Origin of the sequence: Rothia sp. HMSC068E02 (assembly GCF_001813565.1) — a bacterium.
In the GTDB taxonomy this organism is placed as follows: domain Bacteria; phylum Actinomycetota; class Actinomycetes; order Actinomycetales; family Micrococcaceae; genus Rothia.
Genome location: NZ_KV812882.1, coordinates 121,341 through 140,422, shown reverse-complemented (window position 1 = coordinate 140,422; position 19,082 = coordinate 121,341). Strand labels below are relative to the sequence as shown.

Genomic DNA, 19,082 nt, shown 5'->3' with positions numbered 1-19,082 from the left:
CAGCGCATTAGCTGGGCACACATACTAAAACAACCGCGGAGGCGGGCACTCGTAACGGGTGTCCGCCTCCGCGGTTCTAGTTGGGATGGGTTCTAGTTCAGGCGGTTTTGGGTCGGGAGCGTCTAGCGCTTCAAGAAGTCCTGACCCGCCAAAGAACGACGCGCAACCTCACCGGACTCCGGCGAAACCACCGTCGTCTGAGCCACCGCATACTCGGTAGCCGGTGCCGGCGAACCATCGGGCAGGAAGTCGCCGCCGTCAACCGCGCGCAAAGGCGCCTGCGGATCAACGCCACGCTTAATCACAGCCAGCGCAATCGGGCCCGCCTCGTAATGCAACGCCACCGAGGTAATACGACCGACCGGGCGGGACTTGCCCTCCACGAACAGCTCGCTACCTGCCGCCGGCAGGGTGTGCTCAGAACCATCAATATCCAAGAACACCAGGCGGCGCGGTGGGCGACCCAGGTTATGCACGCGGGCCACCGTCTCCTGCCCCTTGTAGCAGCCCTTATCGAAATGCACCGCCGTACGGGTGTAATCCAGCTCCTGCGGGATGGTCTTATCGTCAGCTTCAGTGCCGTAGCGGGGGCGCCACGCCTCAATACGCAGAGCCTCCGCAGCCCACAGACCCGCAAAACGCGCGTCCGAAGATTCAGCCAGGGCGGACAGAACAGAGCGCGGCACAATGCTCAAGAAACGCACGTAGTCCGCGCCCGGGTGATTATCGCCCGCCTCATCGTAACGGTAGCTACCCGGTGCCGGAGTGTGCCAAGGGTCCTCCCACACCAGCGGCTTGCACTCAGCGAGTGCCGGATGCACCGAGCCGTCCTGCTGGATCGGGTTGCGGGCGCTCTCCAGTACCGCGTACTCGTCGCTGAGGTTCTGCACCTCAACGCGCATCATGAACTTCATGCGGTTTAGGTAATCGGTCAGCGGCTGTGCCTGGTAGCCTTCCACGATCAGCCAGAGTGCCTCGCCGTCTTCAATTGCGGCGGGTGCGTACTCCACGCGGCCCTGAGGGGAAAGCAGCAGGAACTCGCGGCTCTCCCCGGCGGTCATGCCGGTCAGAATCTGCGAGGCAATGGAGGTCAGCCAGGTCTGGCGGTCCGGCCCCTCAACACGCACTACACCCAGGGAGGAGCGGTCCACCAGCACTAGCGGCTCATCCGCGCTGGCGGAGCGGTCGAAGCTGAGGGCGCGTTGCTCCAGCATGGGGTTGCCGTAGTGTGCGGCGACGCCGGCATCCAGCCCGGAGGCGGCAAAAGCGCCGTGCAGGCTCAGCAGGGGGCTCACCGGGCGGGCGGCATCGGGCTGGGGTACCTCAGCCTGAGGCGCTTCAAGCGAAGATTCAGTCACGGAAGGTGCACCTTTCACGCAAAGAGTCTGCCCCGCCGACCGGCGGGGCAGACACAAGTTAGTTATTAGGCGGTGGGCTCGGAGTCGGGCTCGCCGGTGGGCTCTTCGCCGTCCAGGGAACCGAACATCGAGGTTCCCAGGGAATCGCCGGTCATCGAGGAGGTCTTGCGCAGTTCAGCGGAGGCGTGCTTGTGCAGCTTACCCTCAGCGTCTGCGACCTCCCAGTCCCACATGAGGTTGCCGTTGACCAGGCCCCACAGACGCACGGAGCCTGCGTAGTCGTGGGAAATATCATCGCGCAGTAGGTTGCCGGTCTGCATGCGAATAACCGGGCCCTTGACCATGCCCACGTAGTTTTCGCTAATGCCGCCGGGGTGCGCAATGGTCGCCAGCAGGGAGAATCCGTCGTCGGCATTGCGGAGAGTCTCTACACTTGCCGCGTCAGCGAAGGCGGGAACAACGTCTTTGGGGACAATGCCGAAGCCGCCGTCAGCGTCGGTCAGGGGGCGGTCAATCTGCCAGAAACCGGTTTCAACGGTGATGGGGCGCAGCTTCTGACCCTCGTCATCGAGCAGGAAAGACTCAGCGCGGTATTCGATGAAGGGCAGACCATCCTGCTCAAAAGTAATAATCTGGCCGAAGGGGGTGTTTTCCTGGCCTTCGTACCACATGGTTCCGGTACCTTCCCAGGTGCCGAGCAGCCATGCGAAGGGAACAAGTTCAGGGGTTAGGTTGGTAGGGATTTCAATAGCCATACCTCCCATTTTAGTACCCGAGCGTAAAAACGGCACCCTATTCGTTCGCTCACGGCACGGGGTAGCACCGCCTCCTGCAGAGTAAATGGTACGGCGGGCAGCATAAAGAAAACCCCCAACCGGAGGGGACCGGGTGGGGGTTCACGCCGTCATTGGCGAGGCGGTACGAACCGTACGACCGCCTAAAGCCCTGTGTGGGCGATGCTTCTGCTCTGTGCGGGGAAGACTACTTCTGACCGCTGAAGAGGCCACGCAACACTGCGAATGCACCGATACCGATGCACACGGAGATGATAGCCATCAGCGACATGAAGAGAGCTTCAAGAGCCATAAGATTGTTTTCCATGCCTTAAACCTACCATAGACCCGCCCCGAAAGGGCGAGAATCAGCGGCAGAAACATAGTGAACAGCACGATTCTCAACAGGCATACGCCCCACCCGGCGCCAGCAAGATATTAGCCCCGCAGAATCCGGGTAGGTGCCCCATCATAGCCAGCTGAGAAGCCTGTACGAACAGTCCGGAATACGATATTCGGCCCGGTCTACACCGGCGCCCACAGCCGCGTCACAGCCTGGCGAGTACACTAGAAAGAGCCAAAAGTTTTACACGGGAAATACCTGGGAAAGGAGAGGGTGTGTACCGTATTGCGCTTCTGAGCGATACCGCCGCGCAGGATATGATTCCCTCGCTGAGTCTACTCAGCCACAAGGTACACGTTTTCCCCCTCGACACCGCCCATACGGCTCTCGAAACCGAGACATTCGACCTGCTCATGGTCGATGCCCGCACCGCCCTCGTTAAAGCACGCCACTGCGCCCAGCTACTGCGCGCCGCCGGCGTACAGTTGCCGCTCATCGCACTCCTGAACGAAGGTGGCATGGCGGCTGTTGCCGCCTCCTGGCAGGTGGACGATATTGTCTCTGACCAGGCCTCCCCTTCCGAAATGGATGCGCGTCTGCGTCTTGCCATCAAAAGGGAAGCAACCGCTGAAGAAGAAAACCAGCAGGAACGAGTGGTACGCGCAGGCAACCTCGTGATTGACGCCCAGGCGTACTCCGCGCATCTTTCCGGTACCGCACTGAACCTGACCTTCAAAGAGTTTGAACTGCTCAAATTCATGGCGCAGCACCCCGGACGGGTCTTCTCCCGCGCCCAGTTGCTCTCCGAAGTGTGGGGTTACGACTCCTACTACGGCGGTACCCGCACCGTGGACGTGCACGTGCGTCGTCTGCGTTCCAAGCTCGGTACCGAGTACGAGCAGATGATTTCGACCGTGCGTAATGTGGGGTATTCCTTCAATAGCACCCGCTAAATTTCGCGGCGCCAACCCCTCATTTGGTGTACCCGCTCTGCGAGTTGCCCCGGTGCTGCGCCGAGTACCAGAATGCGTAAATGTTCCGGTTCTTGTCATATTCGCCCAGGACGGAGAACAAACTCTCCAAAGAGCAACTATCCCCGGTAGAGTTGAATCAGAAGGCTACGAAAGAAGGCGATGATGGTAGACAACCAGACACCCGAAACCTCCACCCTGTCCACTGCAAGCACCCCGGTCTACGCAGAACCGCAGCTCACCGAAGAGCTGCTGGAACGCTTCGATTCCTTCGCGCAGAAGGTTGCCCGCCATGACGGCGTCTCGGCGTTCTCCGAGCAGACCCGCATTGAGCTGAGTAAGGCACTCCGCGAAAGCACCCTGACCCCTCCGCGTTTCTTTGTCGCCGAGGATAACGGCACCCTCGCTGCCGTCTTTGTGGCGCTCACCCCCGCCAACGACGAAGATACCGGCGTGATTGAGGCAGCCGTCGCCCCCGAATACCGCGGACAAGGCGTAGGTAGCGCATTCTTCGACCACGCCGTCCGCCAGCTGGGCGATGACGCGACCCGCTACCGCCTCTGGGTTCACGGTAGCGCCACCGACACCGGTATTGAAAGCCCCGCCCACGCGTTTGCAACCCTGCACGGTTTCGAGCCGGTGCGTGTGCTGTACAAGATGGTTCTGCCCCTGGACGCGCAGACCCGCGAAGAGCTTGTGGAACGCTCCGATGCGCGCACTCTGCCGGAGAACCTGCGCATGCGCACCTTCACCGGCGCGGACGAATTCCCCTGGCTTCGCGTGAACGCCGCCGCTTTTGCGCACCACCCGGAGCAGGGCAAACTCACCCTTGCTGATTTGCGCGAGCGCACCGGCTCCCCCTGGTTCCGCCCCGAGGGTTTCTTCATCGCCTCCGAGGTGGATGATGACTCCGCCATTGCGGCATTCACCTGGACGAAGATCCCTACCGGTCAGGAGCAGGGCGAACTATCCCCCTCCGGCGAGATTTATGTGGTGGGTGTGAGCCCGCAGGCTCAGGGAGGCGGCTTGGGCCGCACCCTCACTCTGCGCGCGCTGGCATACCTGGCGTGCGCTGAGGATGAGAACGGCGAGCCGCTGCGCGCCATTGACCTGTACGTGGACGCCGATAATGACACCGCCTACGCCCTCTACACTTCCCTGGGCTTTGGTGTGGCGACGGTTGATCGCATGTACGCTCCCGCGCAGCAGGATGAGCCTGCCGCATAGTTTCTGTACGCCGTCTTTGGCGTGCGTCTTCACGACTTATCCCCGATCAGAAAGGCAAGTACAGTATGGTACCCGCCCCCAATGGCCTGAATAAGGCGCCTAAGCCCAAGCCGTCTGAGCCTGCGCCCATGACCGGTGTCATTCACATTGGCCACGATATTTCGAAGATTGAGCGCGCCGAATCTCGCGGTGACCGCATTGAGAAGGGTGAGAAGCGCTCCTACTTCAGCTTGGAAGAGGAGTTCGGTCCAGATCGTTTCTTTGACCGTGAGAGCAGCTGGCTGGATTTCAACACCCGCGTGCTGGAGCTCGCGGAGGACCCGAACCTGTTCCTGCTGGAGCGTCTGAACTTCCTGGCGATTGTGGCATCTAACCTGGACGAGTTCTTCATGGTGCGTGTGGCGGGTCTGAAGCGTCGCATTGCGACCGGTCTGGCGGTTCCTTCGGCTGCCGGTCTGAGCCCCGAGGAGCAGATGGAAGAGATCGCTGAACGCGCCCACCAGCTGCAGGCTCGTCACGCTGATGTGTTCCACAACCAGGTTCTTCCGGCTCTGGAGGAGCAGAACATCCGCATTGTGGGTTGGAACGACCTGGATGCGGATGCTAAGCAGCGTCTGCGTCAGGATTTCATGCGCGACATTTTCCCGATTCTGACTCCGCTGGCGGTTGACCCGGCGCATCCCTTCCCCTACATTTCGGGTCTGTCGCTGAACCTTGCGGTGCTGGTGCGTAACCCGCAGACCGGCAAGGAGCTGTTCGCGCGCGTGAAGGTGCCCGATCAGCTGGACCGTATGGTCTCTGTGGATGGTTCGCGCGCCGCCAACACTGCGGGCCGCGAGAGCCGCTACATTGCTCTGGAAGACATCATTGCTGAGCACCTGGATACCCTCTTCCCGGGCATGGAGGTTGTGGAGCACCACGTCTTCCGCGTGACCCGTAACGAGGATCTTGAGGTGGAAGAGGACGATGCAGAGAACCTGCTGAAGGCTCTGGAGAAGGAGCTTCTGCGCCGTCGTTTCGGTCCGCCGGTCCGACTGGAGGTTGAGGACACCATCAACCCGACCATCCTGGATCTGCTGATTTCTGAGCTGAACATCGACGAGTCCGAGGTGTACCGCCTGCCGGCTCCGCTTGATCTGCGCGGCATGAGTGCGATTGTTCGCGCGAACCGCCCGGCTCTGCACTACCCCAAGCACATTGCGCACACTTCCCGCTGGCTCAATGCTACCGAGACTGCGAAGGCTGCAGACGTTTTCGCTGCCGCCCGCGACCACGACGTGTTGCTGCACCACCCGTACGATTCGTTTGCGACCAGTGTGCAGGCGTTCCTGGCGCAGGCTGCCGCTGACCCGCGTGTTCAGGCGATTAAGCAGACTCTGTACCGCACCAGTGGCGATTCCCCTATTGTGGATGCGCTGATTGAGGCAGCTGAGGCTGGCAAGCAGGTTGTGGCGCTGGTGGAGATTAAGGCTCGCTTTGATGAGGAAGCCAACATCTCGTGGGCTCGTAAGCTGGAGCGCGCTGGCGTGCATGTGGTGTACGGCATCGTGGGTCTGAAGACTCACTGCAAGCTGTCTCTGGTGGTACGCCGCGAGGGTAACCACCTGCGTCGTTACGCTCATATTGGTACCGGTAACTACCACCCGTCGACGGCTCGTTTCTACGAGGATTTGGGCATCATCACCTGCGATGAGCAGATTTGTGAGGATGTCTCCCGCCTGTTCAACCAGCTGTCTGGTTACGCGCCGAAGACCAACTACCAGTCGCTGCTGGTGGCGCCGCGTACTCTGCGTAGCGGCCTGATTGAGTGCATTGATCAGGAGATTGAGAACCACAAGGCGGGCCGTCCGGCGAAGATTCAGTTCAAGTGCAACTCCATGGTGGATGAGGCCGTCATCGATTCGCTGTACCGCGCTTCGCAGGCTGGTGTGCCGGTGGATGTGGTGGTTCGCGGTATTTGCGCGCTGCGCCCGGGCGTTAAGGGTCTGAGTGAGAATATTCGCGTCCGTTCGGTGCTGGGTCGTTTCTTGGAGCACTCGCGCGTGTTTGCTTTCGAGAACGGCGGCGACCCGATTGTCTACATTGGCTCTGCCGATATGATGCACCGCAACCTGGACCGCCGTATTGAGGCGCTTGTGCCGGTGAAGGATCCGCGCCACGTGAAGTATCTGCGTGATATGTTCACCATCTACATGAGTGATTCTTCGCGTACTTGGCACCTGGATTCTGAGGGTAGCTGGACCCGCCACGACACCGACGATCAGGGCAACCCGCTGCAGGATGTGCAGTCGTACTACCTGAGCTCGCGTTCCCGTAAGAACGTGGTGGATAAGGTCTAAGGATGTGCCGCTGACCTACCGGTGATTTCTGGTGATGAGCCCCGTCTGTTCTCGCGCTTTGTGGCGTGGGGCAGGCGGGGTTTTCCGCGTGTCGTGCAAAAACGTACGGTGGACTAGTGCACTTAACGCAAAAGTGAACAACAGGTTACGTTGAGATTACAACTTGACCGTTCTCTCGCCTACAATTAGACGCGGAGCATGGTGCCCCCTGGCATTGTGCACAAGCCTAGCGAAGAGGTTCAGAGAGAGATATGGCACCGCTGGATTCCCCCTCCATCTACTACTCGGCACGACGTTTTGACGCGGTCAACAGCATTGACCGTTCCCCCGCGAACACTGCGGATATTGTTGCTTCTGGCGCACTGATTTGGCGTATGCGCGATGGTGCGCTTGAGGTCCTGATCATTCACCGCCCTCGTTATGACGACTGGTCCTGGCCTAAGGGCAAGCAGGATCCGGGCGAGTCCCTTGCTGAGACCGCTATTCGTGAGATTCGCGAAGAGGTCGGTCTGCAGGTTGTTCTGGGTGTGCCCCTGGCGGTGACTTCCTACCCGGTGGGTGGCCGTCCGAAGGATGTTTTCTACTGGGCTGCTGAACTGCCCGACGGTGCCCGCGCCCTGGCTGATGAGGGTGAAGTGGATGAGCTGCGCTGGGTAACCACTGACGTGGCTCGCGCTCTGCTGACTAACGAGGATGATTTGGCGCCTCTGGAATCTCTGGAAGCCCTGGCTGAGGCGGATGCACTACGTACCCGCCCGATTCTGATTGCCCGCCACGCGAAGGCTAAGCCGCGTTCGAACTGGGCTGCTGCTGAGGATGACCGTCCGCTCGCGGCTACCGGTAAGCGTCAGGCGCTGGCTTCTAGCCGTCTCTTTGCGGCGTGGGCTCCGAGCCGCATTATTTCTTCCCCGTGGCTGCGTTGCGTTCAGACCGTGACCCCGTATTCGGTGGATTACGGTGTTTCGGTAAAGGAGAAGAAGTCCCTGTCGGAGGCTGGGGCTCAGCGTCACCCGGCGCGTACTGCCCGCGTGGTGGCTTCGCTGTTCGATAAGGATTCTTCATCCCTGCTGTGCACCCACCGCCCGGTACTGCCGCAGGTGATGGATGTTCTGCGCGAGTACCTGTTTGAGGGTTCCGCGGAGGTCCTTCCGACTGAGGACCCGTACCTGGAGCCCGGCGATGCCCTGGTCCTGCAGGTGACCGAGGGCGATGACCCGCGTATTGTCTCGGTGGAGCGTGTACGCGCGGCACTGGACTAGCATCCATATCTTTTATCTTCTAACGGCGAGCGCGCTGGGCTTTATGCTCAGCGCGTTTGCTCTACCTGCACCCCGTTTGCGGGTTGTACAATAGAGGGGCGGTTGCTTCTTTGCCGTCTCTCACGTCTACTGACAGGATTCAAGGTTTTTCTTATGACTCACGCAATCCCCACGCCCTATGAAGATCTTCTGCGCGAAATCCTCGAGGAGAACAAGGACGCCATTACGGCGGATGCGCAGCGTTCCGACCGTACCGGCACCGGCACCTTCGGTGTTTTCGGCCGTCAGATGCGTTTTGATCTGCGTGAGTCGTTCCCGCTGATTACCACCAAGCGTGTGCACTTCAAGTCGGTTGCTATTGAGCTGCTGTGGTTCTTGCGCGGTTCGTCGAATGTGCGCTGGTTGCAGGAGCGCGGCGTGACCATTTGGGATGAGTGGGCTGATGAGAACGGCGATTTGGGCCCGGTGTACGGCGTGCAGTGGCGTTCGTGGCCGACCCCCGATGGCGGCACGATTGACCAGATTGCGAAGGTTATTGAGTCTCTGAAGAACAACCCGAGCTCTCGCCGTCATATTGTTTCGGCGTGGAACCCCGCCGAGGTGGATAGCATGGCGCTTCCGCCCTGCCACGCGCTGTTCCAGTTCTACGTGTACGAGCGTCCGGACGGTGTGAAGGAGCTGTCCTGCCAGCTGTACCAGCGTAGTGCCGACATGTTCCTGGGCGTGCCCTTCAACATCGCCTCGTATGCATTGCTGACCTACCTGATTGCTGAAGAGGTCGGCATGGTGCCGGGCGAGTTCATCTGGACCGGCGGCGACTGCCACATCTACTCGAACCACCTGGAGCAGGTGAAGAAGCAGCTGGGCTACGGCACCGACCCGGAGGGTAACCCCTACCCGCCGCGCGAACCCTACCCGTACCCGAAGCTGGTTATTAAGACCAAGAAGCCTTCTATCTTCGATTACGAGTATGAAGACTTTGAGCTGGTGGATTATAAGCACCATCCCGGTATTGCCGCACCGATTGCGGTCTAACTGTAGGTAGTTCTAGGAGGCATGATGTATCGTCTGGGTGCTATTTGGGCTCAAACCGATGCCGGCATCATTGGTCGTGACGGGGATATGCCCTGGCGCGCCCCGGAGGATTTGGTGCATTTCAAGAAGGTGACGCTGGGTGCTCCGGTGATTATGGGTCGCCGCACGTGGGAGTCCTTCCCGCCGCGTTTTCGCCCTCTGCCGGGCCGTACGAATATTGTGATTAGCCGTTCTGTGGCCGAGGCGCAAGAGCGTGATGGCGCCCTGTGGGTTCCTTCGCTGGATGCGGCGCTGTACGCGGCTCGTGACGCCGTGGGCGCGCCGGTTGAGGATACCCCCGCGGATACCGTTACCGCGGATACCCCCGCAGTCGACGCCTGGATTCTTGGCGGCGGCTCCGTGTACGCGGAGGCGCTCTCCCGCACCAACCTGCCCGCTTTCGGTCGGGTGAAGACGGTGGAACGGACCCTCTTCTACTGCCAGGAGGGCAACGAGATTACCGGCGATACGCGAGCGCCCGAGCTGCAGCTTGCAGATTCTCAGGGTAACTGTGCGTGTATCTCCCCGAACGGGTGCTGGCGGACGGTCTCCGAGAGCGCCTGGGAGAAGAGCGAGAAGGGCTACCTGCTCGATGAGTCGGGCACGAAGAACCCCATGTACTTCTCGTTCCAGCGCCTCGAACGTATCTAGCTCAAGCTTCCCTCGTTCACTCGCCGATATAGACATGCATTTCAAGCCTGCGGCTACTCCACCCGGAGCGCCGCGGGCTTGAGTGCTTTTAACGCCTCCGCGGTGCATAACCGGTACCGAGACCAGCGCCTCCGCAGAATATCCCGTTCCGAATATCAGATTTTTTGTACGGTGTTAGTCCGCACCCGCCAGCCTGAGAGTACACTGGGAACCATGAACTTTAATCCCGGTGACTCTGTAGGTTTTGTTGGTTGGCGCGGCATGGTGGGCTCCGTCCTCATGAAGCGCATGGTTGAGGAAGGCGATTTCGAGGGCATTACCCCCGTCTTCTTCACCACCTCTAATGTTGGTGGCGCGGCGCCCACCTTCGACGGCGTAATTGAGCCGTCCGAGCTGAAGGACGCATACGACATTGACGAGCTGCGTAAGCACTCGATTATTGTGACCGCTCAGGGCGGTGGCTACACCGAGGCTGTGCACCCGAAGCTGCGTGCAGCTGGCTGGGACGGCCTGTGGATTGACGCCGCTTCCACCCTGCGCATGAACGATGACTCCATCATCGTGCTGGACCCCATCAACCGCGACGTCATCGACCGCGGTCTGGCATCCGGAGTGAAGGACTTCGTCGGCGGTAACTGCACCGTCTCCTGCCTGCTGATGGGCCTGGGCGGCCTCTTCAAGAACGACCTGGTCGAGTGGGCAACCTCCATGACCTACCAGGCTGCTTCCGGCGGCGGCGCACGCCACATGCGTGAGGTGCTCGCACAGTTCCGCGACCTGGGCAACGAGGTCTCCGAGGAGCTGAACGACCCCGCATCCGCAATCCTGGACATTGACCGCAAGGTTCTCGCTAAGCAGCGCTCCGGCGAGCTGGATTCTTCCCAGTTCGGTGTGCCGCTCTCCGGCTCTCTGATTCCCTGGATTGACTCCGACCTGGGTAATGGCCAGTCCCGCGAAGAGTGGAAGGCTGAGGTCGAGACCAACAAGATTCTGGGCCGCCCCGAAGACGACAAGATCACCATGGACGGCCTGTGCGTCCGTATCGCTGCAATGCGCTCGCACTCTCAGGCGCTGACCATCAAGCTCAAGAAGGACCTGCCGCTGGAGGAGATCGAGCGCATCATCGCCGAGGATAACCCCTGGGTTCGCTTCGTGCCGAACGAGCGTGAGGCGTCCATGGAGCAGCTGACCCCCGTGGCTGCTTCCGGTTCTCTGGAGATTCCGGTCGGCCGCGTACGTAAGCTCGCTATGGGCCCCGAGTACATTAGCGCGTTCACCGTGGGTGACCAGCTGCTGTGGGGTGCTGCTGAGCCGATTCGCCGTATGCTGCAGATTGCTATTGGCAAGCTCTAAAGCTCACTGACAAGCTATAAGAAAGCCCTCGCTACCGTTCTTTTCGGATGGGAGCGAGGGCTTTTTGTGCCTGCGTATAGCGCGTGTGGGGTTAGCGCGAGCTGGTTTAGCGCTGGTTTGCGGCGGCGGCTTTGCGTTCTGCCTTACGTGCGGCTTTGCGTTCCTTGCGCTGCTGTCGCCAGGCGCGGTAGCGGTACCAGGCGGTGAGCACCACGTGCTTCATAAAAATATTGGCGCGGCGTGCCCAGGTGAATTCGGTACCCCAAATGCCCAGGCCGATAAAGATGAACAGCCAGCCGGGGCCGGGGGTGACGAGCATAATCAGTCCGGCGATAAAGCAGAAGGCGCCCACGCCGATGACGAGGGGCTTGTAGAGATGACGCATGACCGGATGCGCGTGCATGCGCTCCTTGCGGGCTTCGAGCCAGCGGTGGAAACGACTGGTTTCGCTTTCCTTGACTTCATCTTCGAGGGTTTTCAGGGTTGGTCCTTCCAAACGTGCCGTAGGTGAGTTTCACCGGGCGGCGGTGGTTAGAGAATAGCACCTACCGCTGGGCGACGGCTGTGAAAGATTTCTTCATGTTGAGATTTTTCCGTCATCTTCAAAATTTTTTCGTTTCAATAGTGTTCAAGTCGAAAGTACCTTTATACACTGTAATGGAACAATTCACCCGGCACTTGTGCCTAAACACTAAGGAAGCGACCCACTACCGTGTCCTCCTCACGTCCCGCATCGACGGACTCACACCGCACCAACGCTGTTGCACCCGCTGGTACCTCTGCACCCGCTACTGAACGCAACGCCGCACCGACCCTCAACGAACGCCTCGAAAACCTGCCCTTCACCCGCGCCCACGGCAAGCTCCTGGGCATCTCGGGTCTCGGCTGGGCGCTGGACGCCATGGACGTCGGCCTCATCTCCTTCGTCATGGCGGCACTCATCAAGGAATGGCAGCTCAGCCCCACCGAAGCCTCCTGGCTCGGATCCATCGGATTCGCCGGCATGGCGCTCGGCGCAACCTTCGGCGGCCTACTCGCCGATAAGCTCGGCCGCCGCTACATCTTCGCCCTTACCCTGCTGATTTACGGTCTGGCGACCGGTGCCTCCGCCCTGGCAACCTCCCTGGGTGTGCTGCTCGTCTTCCGTTTCCTGGTTGGTCTGGGTCTGGGCGCGGAACTTCCCGTGGCGTCCACCCTGATTTCTGAGTTCTCGCCTCGCGCTATCCGCGGCCGCGTCGTGGTCGCCCTGGAGGCTTTCTGGGCTCTGGGCTGGATTCTCGCCGCTCTCATCGGTACCTTCATCGTTCCGCAGGCGAACGGCTGGCGTTGGGCGCTTGCCATCGGTCTGATTCCCGCCATCTACTCTCTCGTGATCCGTATAGGAACCCCCGAGTCCGTGCGCTTCCTGGAGTCGGTCGGCAAGCACGATCAGGCACGCCAGGTGGTCGAACGTTTCGAGGCCTCCCCCGCGCTTTTCTCCCGAACCGGTAAGAAGCAGACCGAAGACGCTTCCGCACACGGTGCCGCAGAAAGTGCCGACAACGCAGAATCCGCGAAAATCCACTCCATCTGGGCTGCCGGTCAGCGCCGCAAGACCATCGCCCTGTGCGTCATCTGGTTCTGCATCAACCTCTCCTACTACGGCGCGTTCATCTGGATTCCGGCGCTGCTGAACGCTCAGGGCTTCAGCCTCGTGAAGTCCTTCGCGTTCACGCTCATCATGACCCTCGCCCAGCTGCCCGGATACGCGGTCGCCGCCTACCTCATCGAAAAGTGGGGCCGACGCGCAACCCTGGCGACCTTCCTTCTCGGCTCCGCACTGGCGGCTGCTGGCTACGGCATGGCGCACTCCGAGGTATTCATTATCCTCGCCGGTTGCATGCTCTCCTTCTTCAACCTCGGCGCGTGGGGTGCCCTCTACGCCCTGAGCCCGGAGATCTTCCCGACCCACCTGCGCGGAACCGGCACCGGTGCCGCCGCCGGTATTGGTCGTATCGCCTCCATCGCGGCGCCGCTCATTGTGCCGCCGCTGGTCGCTTTCGGTGGAACCCCGCTGCTCTTTACGCTCTTCTCCACCGCGTTCCTGGTAGCGGCAACCACCGTGTTCCTGCTGCCTGAACGCCGCGGCGAATCCCTCTAAACGAGCGGCACGCCCTACAATATGAGCTGTCCCTCCTGAACGCTCTTTCCGAGCAATCAGAAGGGACAGCTCATTTGTCATTTAAGCCCTCTAACCGTGCGCCACAACCTCAAACTATGAGAGGATACGTTCTATGCTCGATTCCTTCCTCTCCAACCCCTACCGCACAGAGTTCAGCCCCTGGCCCGTGAGCGAACACTACGCCACCGAACGTGCCGGCGGCGTGCCCGAAGCCATGCTGCTGCCGGGCGAACTCACCGTGCACCGTAGCGATGGGGCAAAAATGAGCTACTACTTGGACTGGCCCGAGGAATTCAACGAATATACCCGCGCAATCACCCTGCGCCCGCGCACCAAAAACGGCTACCCACAGGACTTTACGCTCAGCGTCGCCGTACGCGACGGCCAGGCTGTCTTCACCGCAACCGCCCTCAGCTTCTGGGAACAGCGCGACGGCCGCCCCTACGACCGTGAGCCCATCGCCCGCGGCTACGTGGACGTCGTAGCCTACGAATCCTGCGAGGAATACGCAGGCAATTCCGCCGCGCCCGCCCTCATCGGCTGGGATATCGCAGACCTCTACCCTGCACGCATGGCGCTCATCCGCGCCCTCTGCGAAGGAATCGCCAGCAGCATCACAATGGGCACCCAAATCCTCGCGGACGGGCAGGTACAGGTCGACCACAAGGACGGGGATTTGCTCGCCCTACACGTAAACGCGATCAGCACCGTAGGCGGCATGGTCCGCGCCCTCATCATCGAGCAGGACCGCGTGCCCAGCGGCGTATCCACCGGCACCACTACCGGCGCCTCCGAGCGTGCCGATCTGCAGACGCGCGCCTACTACGCCAACGTGCTTTCCCCCGTTCCCGGCGAGTTCGGCAACCTTGTCTGGTCGCACAGCGAGGATGCGGAATACTACCCGTACCGGCCCACGCGCCATAAGCCGATTTTCCACGCCCCCAGCCCGCCGCAGAAGCTTCCCCTGGCGGTTCAGGTACTGATGGAGCACCTGCCCGCCGCTCCCCTTGCGGCAACGCGCACAGCGCCCAAGCGCAGGCCCTACCTGCCGGGGCAGGCACGTATCTCCTCCCCTCGCCACTAGCTCAGCGGGTCAATACAACGCTTCGGGCGGCCTCTTTATCAGAGACCGCCCGAAGCGTTTATTCTGAAGCGTTTATTCTATGCGTCCTAGCGCTACGAAAGGCGAGAAGTTAAGCGTTTAGATTTCGCCGTTGACAACGACAGGCTCAGGAACCAGGGTCACACCAAAACGTTCACGCACGCCGTCGCGCACAGCGCGGGCGATAGCGAAGATGTCCTCAGCGGATGCGCCGCCGCGGTTCGTAATCGCCAGGGTGTGCTTGGTCGACAGGCTCGCACGGCCCTGAGCAATCTCGCGAGACTCACCCTCCAGGCCAAAGCCCTTCTCGAAACCGGCGTGCTGAATCAGCCAAGCAGCCGAAAGCTTCACGTGATCGGGGTCCTCGACACCCGCGGTGAACGGGGAAGTCTTCACGACCACCGGGAAGTTCGGGGCGCCCTCGGGCAGGGAATCCAGGGTCGAGCGCGGAACAATCGGGTTGGTGAAGAAGGAACCGGTGGAGAAGGTGTCACGGTCCTCGGGGTTGAGCACCATACCCTTGGAGCCGCGCAGCTCCAGCACCTTTTCGCGTACCAGTGCGGATTCGGCGCGCTGACCGGGCTCAACGCCCAGGCTCTTCGCCAGCTCGGCGTAACGAATCGGGGAGGACAGGCTACCGAGGGTGAACTGGAAATCAACGGTCAGCACCACGTAGCGGGGCGAGCCGTTGACGGTTGCCCGCTTGAGCACCGAGTCGCGGTAGCCGAAGCGCAGGTCTGCGCTCGCGAAGGTCTTCCGAGTGTTCTTTTCACGGTCCCAGGTGCGTACGGAGGCGATGAACTCGCCCACCTCAACGCCGTATGCGCCGACGTTCTGCACGGGGGTTGCACCCACAGTGCCGGGGATGCCGGAGAGAGCCGCGGGGCCAACCCATTCGTTCTCGATGCTGAGCTTCACGAAGTCGTCCCAGATGGTGCCCGCCTGCACGCGCACGTTCGCGCCGCCGCATGCGGGGATGGGCAGGACCTCTACGCCTTCGGAGGCGATGTGCACGACGGTTCCGTTGAAGCCTTCGTCGGAAACCAGCAGGTTGGAGCCGCCGCCCACGATGAGGACGGGTTCGCCTGCGGCGTCTGCAGCGGAGACTGCTTCGATAATTTCTGCTTCGGAGGTGGGGCGGACGTAGGTCTTAGCGGGGCCGCCTACCTGGGCGGTGGTCAGTTCGCTCAACAGCTTTTCAGTCATAGGTTAAGAATACCTGTCGTTGTGCGGGGTCAACACCCGCCACGCGTTAAAGTCACGAAAACCTTATGGTGATTTTGCCTTCATTTTCCGGCGCGCCTCCCGCAGAAAGAAGCGCCACCACCTGCGTCGGTGAGCGCGCTGCCGAGCACACAGCCGAGCGCACAAAAGCCCCGGCACCACCTCATCGGGTAGCGCCAGGGCTTTCACATAATTGCTTTCACACGGCTATCTGCAAGCACAGAAACTCTATGCCGAGAGACGAACCACAGCCTGGCTCTTCATCAGAACCTTCTGCTCCTTGCCTTCCTCATCACGAGCGGTGACGGTCAGGTCAATGCGGGCGGTGCGCTCCTCCTCGTTCAGGGCGCCCACCTTACCGCTGATGGTCAGGGCGTTCGTGGGGGTGTCGGGGTTTTCGCCGCCGGGTGCATCCGCCACGGGAACGGGCTTGGTGAATCGAGTCTGGTAGTCCACGATCGCGCCAGGGTCGCCCGCCCAGTCGCTCACGAGCTGCACGGCGGTACCCATGGTCAGCATGCCGTGAGCGATCACGCCGGACAGGCCCACCGACTGAGCAAAACGCTCGTTCCAGTGAATCGGATTGAAGTCACCGGATGCGCCAGCGTAACGCACCAGCGAAGCGCGGGAGAGCTCCACGGTACGCGAACCGATGTCCTGGCCCTTTTCAAGCTCTTCAAAACGCACCATTAGTTTTCCTCCTCAGCACGAACCAGCAGGGAAGAAATGCAGGTGGTGACCGGCTCGCCCTGCGCGTCAACGATTTCTTCACGGGTAGTCAGCATTGCGCCGGCACCCATAACGCGCACGGAGTCCACGTGAACTTCGGTGCGCAGCTCATCACCGGCAACGATGGGGCGGTGGTGGGTGAAGCGCTGGTCGGCGTGCACCACGCGGGAGAAATCAATACCGGCGGAATCGTCGTTGATGAGTGCCGCGTCAGCTGCCTGCGCCAGGATAATGGCGAAGGTCGGCGGGGCAATCACATCTGCGTACCCTGCCGCGCGGGCTGCCTCAACGTCGTGGTGGAGGGGGTTTTCTGCGTGAACTGCTCGGGCAAATTCGCGGATCTTTTCGCGACCGACAACGTAGGTGTTCTCGGACGGGTAGACCCTGCCCACAATCTCAGGGTTAATGCTCATGATTTCAGTCTACCGTTCTTGTGCACAGTGTTCAGCTCAAACGTACAGAGTGGACAGACCACTGTACAGGTAACCGGCGTGCAGGCGTGCAGTATTTCGTCGCATTTTTACCTGCTAGCGAAGGCCCCTACCCATCCAGCCCAAGCAGGCGTAGGCTGGACGGGTACCCGCAATCTATTTCAGAAGGAAAAGTTATGTCTTCCAACGTAAAAATTTCGGTGCTTGACCTGATGCCGCACCGCCCCGACCAGAGCCAGCACCAGACCATGCTCAACACCATCGATGCCGCCCGCGCGGCTGAGTCCTACGGGTACGAGCGTTTCTGGGTCGCCGAGCACCACAATGCCGGCTCCCTGCTGTCCTCGGCGACCATCGTGGTCATGGCGGAGATCGCTGCCGCAACCGAGCGTATTCGCGTGGGTTCGGGCGGCATTATGCTCCCCAACCACGCACCCTACGTGGTGGCGGAGCAGTTCGGTACCCTCAACGCATTCCACCCCGGCCGTATTGACCTGGGTGTGGGCCGTGCGCCCGGCACCGACCCGATGACCGCCGCCGCTCTGCGCCGCGACGATTCTGCCGCCATGAGCTTCCCCGCCGAGGTGCAGCAGCTGCAGCGCTTCCTGGGCGAGCCCTCCCCCATGCACCGCGTGCACGCCATTCCCGGCCAGGGCTCGAAGGTGCCCCTGTACATTCTGGGTTCTTCCCTGTTCGGTGCGCAGCTTGCCGCACAGCTGGGTCTGCCCTACGCGTTCGCTTCGCATTTTGCGCCCGCAATGCTGCAGGAGGCGGTAGACACCTACCGCGCAAACTTCAAGCCCTCCGAGCACCTGGAACAGCCCTACGTCATGGTGGGTGCAACCGCAATGCTCGCCGATACCGACGAGCGAGCACGCTACCTGTACACGACCCAGCAGCAGCATTTCCTGGGCGTGGTGCGCGGCAATCTGTCTTTCGCACCTCCCGTGGAAGATATGGACGCCGTCTGGACCGACGCGGAGAAGATGCACATTGAACGCATGACCGCCGAAGCAATCGTAGGCTCCCCCGCCACCGCACAGGCTCGTATTGAGGACCTGGTGGCGCGCACGGGCGCTGACGAGCTCATCGTCATGACCGAGGCGTGGGAGCACGAGGACCGTCTGCGCTCCTACGAGCTGCTGTCCCAGCTGCCGGTGGTGCGCCGCGCCTCCTAACGCTTCGATCAGAGCATAAAGATGAAGCCCCCGAGTATTTTTCTCGGGGGCTTTGCTATGCCCGGCATCGGGCCGCGGGGCTGAGTACCTATTGAGCACATGCAGACCGGGCTTCAGGCAAAGAAAATAGGCAGACAAAATGGCAAACAAAAAAGCCTGCCTCCGAAGAGACAGGCTTATCTGAGCCCCGACCGGGAATCGATCCCGGGACCTCCATCTTACCAAGATGGCGCTCTACCACTGAGCTATCGGGGCGTAGCGGTGGACGGGCTCGATCCGTCGACCTCACGATTATGAGTCGTGCGCTCTAACCAGCTGAGCTACACCGCCACATCATTAATACGTGCTCTCGCATGAATTAATGAGAGAGCCCCGACCGGGAATCGATCCCGGGACCTCCATCTTACCAAGATGGCGCTCTACCACTGAGCTATCGGGGCAACAGGTAAAACTATACAGGTCTTCAAGAATGCTCGCAAGCGGAGAAGCTATGGCATGCACCACATTTAACGTTTTCCTGTTCTCCGCCCTGCCGCACGATAGCCCAGCAATGACCAGGCGCCCCAGTAATGATCAGGCACCACCGCAACAGCTGACGCAAACACATCAACACCCATATACATAAAGACCGGCAGGAGAGCTTATCGCTCCCCTGCCGGTCTTTGACTCATCTGCGGATGACAAGGCTGCTAGCCGATAGACTCAGCAAGCCCCTCATATCGCAGATTCAGGCTTAGCCGAAATCTTAGTAGCGCTTGCCGCGGCCGCCGAAGTCACGGCCACCGTCACGGTTACCGCGGTAGCCGCCATCGCGACGATTATCACGGCCACCGAAGTCGCGACCACCGAAGTCACGACGCTTGAAGTCGCGGTCACCGCCGAAGTCACGGCCACCGTCACGGTTACCGC

The 19,082-nt window shown here is 61.0% G+C and carries 16 protein-coding genes and 3 tRNA genes; 10 read left to right on the top strand and 9 right to left on the bottom strand.

The window, feature by feature from the left end:
- Nucleotides 1-122: 122 nt before the first annotated feature.
- Nucleotides 123-1,358 (bottom strand): CAF17-like 4Fe-4S cluster assembly/insertion protein YgfZ, encoded by a 1,236-nt coding sequence (locus tag HMPREF2919_RS02300; protein WP_070666038.1) that lies wholly within the window; start codon nt 1,356-1,358, stop codon nt 123-125.
- 65 nt (nt 1,359-1,423) lie between these two features.
- Nucleotides 1,424-2,113 carry a nitrobindin family protein gene (locus HMPREF2919_RS02295; RefSeq protein ID WP_049356321.1) on the bottom strand — a complete coding sequence of 230 codons (690 nt, stop codon included), beginning with the start codon at nt 2,111-2,113 and terminating at the stop codon, nt 1,424-1,426.
- Nucleotides 2,114-2,749: 636 nt separating this feature from the next.
- Here HMPREF2919_RS02295 and HMPREF2919_RS02290 point away from each other — a divergent pair.
- From HMPREF2919_RS02290 to asd, 7 genes are all read left to right on the top strand, one after another.
- Nucleotides 2,750-3,427 (top strand): winged helix-turn-helix transcriptional regulator, encoded by a 678-nt coding sequence (locus HMPREF2919_RS02290; protein ID WP_080977137.1) that lies wholly within the window; start codon nt 2,750-2,752, stop codon nt 3,425-3,427.
- 180 nt (nt 3,428-3,607) lie between these two features.
- Nucleotides 3,608-4,672 carry a mycothiol synthase gene (gene mshD, locus HMPREF2919_RS02285; RefSeq protein ID WP_049349198.1) on the top strand — a complete coding sequence of 355 codons (1,065 nt, stop codon included), beginning with the start codon at nt 3,608-3,610 and terminating at the stop codon, nt 4,670-4,672.
- Between the two features lie 65 nt (nt 4,673-4,737).
- Nucleotides 4,738-7,011, top strand: coding sequence for an RNA degradosome polyphosphate kinase (locus HMPREF2919_RS02280; RefSeq protein WP_080977136.1), 2,274 nt, complete (start codon nt 4,738-4,740; stop codon nt 7,009-7,011).
- Between the two features lie 251 nt (nt 7,012-7,262).
- Entirely contained in the window at nt 7,263-8,270 is a 1,008-nt protein-coding gene (locus tag HMPREF2919_RS02275) for an NUDIX hydrolase (protein ID WP_049341087.1), read from the top strand.
- A 153-nt stretch (nt 8,271-8,423) separates the two neighbouring features.
- Complete coding sequence (locus HMPREF2919_RS02270; RefSeq protein WP_049341085.1) at nt 8,424-9,305, top strand: thymidylate synthase; 882 nt, start codon at nt 8,424-8,426, stop codon at nt 9,303-9,305.
- Between the two features lie 24 nt (nt 9,306-9,329).
- Nucleotides 9,330-9,995 carry a dihydrofolate reductase gene (locus tag HMPREF2919_RS02265; protein WP_049347341.1) on the top strand — a complete coding sequence of 222 codons (666 nt, stop codon included), beginning with the start codon at nt 9,330-9,332 and terminating at the stop codon, nt 9,993-9,995.
- A gap of 213 nt (nt 9,996-10,208) precedes the next feature.
- Nucleotides 10,209-11,348, top strand: a complete 1,140-nt coding sequence (gene asd / locus HMPREF2919_RS02260; protein ID WP_049349196.1) for an aspartate-semialdehyde dehydrogenase — start codon at nt 10,209-10,211, stop codon at nt 11,346-11,348.
- Between the two features lie 106 nt (nt 11,349-11,454).
- Here asd and HMPREF2919_RS02255 read toward each other — a convergent pair whose 3' ends face one another.
- Entirely contained in the window at nt 11,455-11,844 is a 390-nt protein-coding gene (locus HMPREF2919_RS02255) for a PGPGW domain-containing protein (protein ID WP_049360511.1), read from the bottom strand.
- Nucleotides 11,845-12,060: 216 nt separating this feature from the next.
- Between HMPREF2919_RS02255 and HMPREF2919_RS02250 the strand changes: the two genes are divergently transcribed.
- Nucleotides 12,061-13,488 carry an MFS transporter gene (locus HMPREF2919_RS02250; protein WP_049360513.1) on the top strand — a complete coding sequence of 476 codons (1,428 nt, stop codon included), beginning with the start codon at nt 12,061-12,063 and terminating at the stop codon, nt 13,486-13,488.
- 133 nt (nt 13,489-13,621) lie between these two features.
- The gene (locus HMPREF2919_RS02245; RefSeq protein WP_049360515.1) at nt 13,622-14,593 is read left to right on the top strand and encodes a hypothetical protein; all 972 of its coding nucleotides are present in this window, start codon (nt 13,622-13,624) and stop codon (nt 14,591-14,593) included.
- Nucleotides 14,594-14,710: 117 nt separating this feature from the next.
- Here the strand turns inward: HMPREF2919_RS02245 and HMPREF2919_RS02240 are convergent, their stop codons facing one another.
- From HMPREF2919_RS02240 to HMPREF2919_RS02230, 3 genes are all read right to left on the bottom strand, one after another.
- Nucleotides 14,711-15,817 carry a UDP-N-acetylmuramate dehydrogenase gene (locus tag HMPREF2919_RS02240; RefSeq protein ID WP_070593741.1) on the bottom strand — a complete coding sequence of 369 codons (1,107 nt, stop codon included), beginning with the start codon at nt 15,815-15,817 and terminating at the stop codon, nt 14,711-14,713.
- Between the two features lie 246 nt (nt 15,818-16,063).
- Nucleotides 16,064-16,525 carry a MaoC family dehydratase gene (locus tag HMPREF2919_RS02235; RefSeq protein ID WP_049356309.1) on the bottom strand — a complete coding sequence of 154 codons (462 nt, stop codon included), beginning with the start codon at nt 16,523-16,525 and terminating at the stop codon, nt 16,064-16,066.
- Nucleotides 16,525-16,977, bottom strand: coding sequence for a MaoC family dehydratase N-terminal domain-containing protein (locus HMPREF2919_RS02230; RefSeq protein ID WP_005504824.1), 453 nt, complete (start codon nt 16,975-16,977; stop codon nt 16,525-16,527). Before HMPREF2919_RS02230 ends, HMPREF2919_RS02235 begins: the two co-directional genes overlap by 1 nt.
- 194 nt (nt 16,978-17,171) lie before the next feature.
- Between HMPREF2919_RS02230 and HMPREF2919_RS02225 the strand changes: the two genes are divergently transcribed.
- Nucleotides 17,172-18,173, top strand: coding sequence for an LLM class flavin-dependent oxidoreductase (locus HMPREF2919_RS02225; protein ID WP_070593743.1), 1,002 nt, complete (start codon nt 17,172-17,174; stop codon nt 18,171-18,173).
- A 183-nt stretch (nt 18,174-18,356) separates the two neighbouring features.
- Here the strand turns inward: HMPREF2919_RS02225 and HMPREF2919_RS02220 are convergent.
- The 3 genes from HMPREF2919_RS02220 to HMPREF2919_RS02210 all read right to left on the bottom strand — a co-directional run bounded on the left by HMPREF2919_RS02220 (nt 18,357) and on the right by HMPREF2919_RS02210 (nt 18,613).
- Nucleotides 18,357-18,428: transfer RNA gene (locus tag HMPREF2919_RS02220), tRNA-Thr, on the bottom strand.
- Between the two features lies 1 nt (nt 18,429).
- A tRNA-Met gene (locus tag HMPREF2919_RS02215) sits at nt 18,430-18,503 on the bottom strand.
- Nucleotides 18,504-18,541: 38 nt separating this feature from the next.
- Nucleotides 18,542-18,613: transfer RNA gene (locus tag HMPREF2919_RS02210), tRNA-Thr, on the bottom strand.
- Nucleotides 18,614-19,082: the final 469 nt, after the last annotated feature.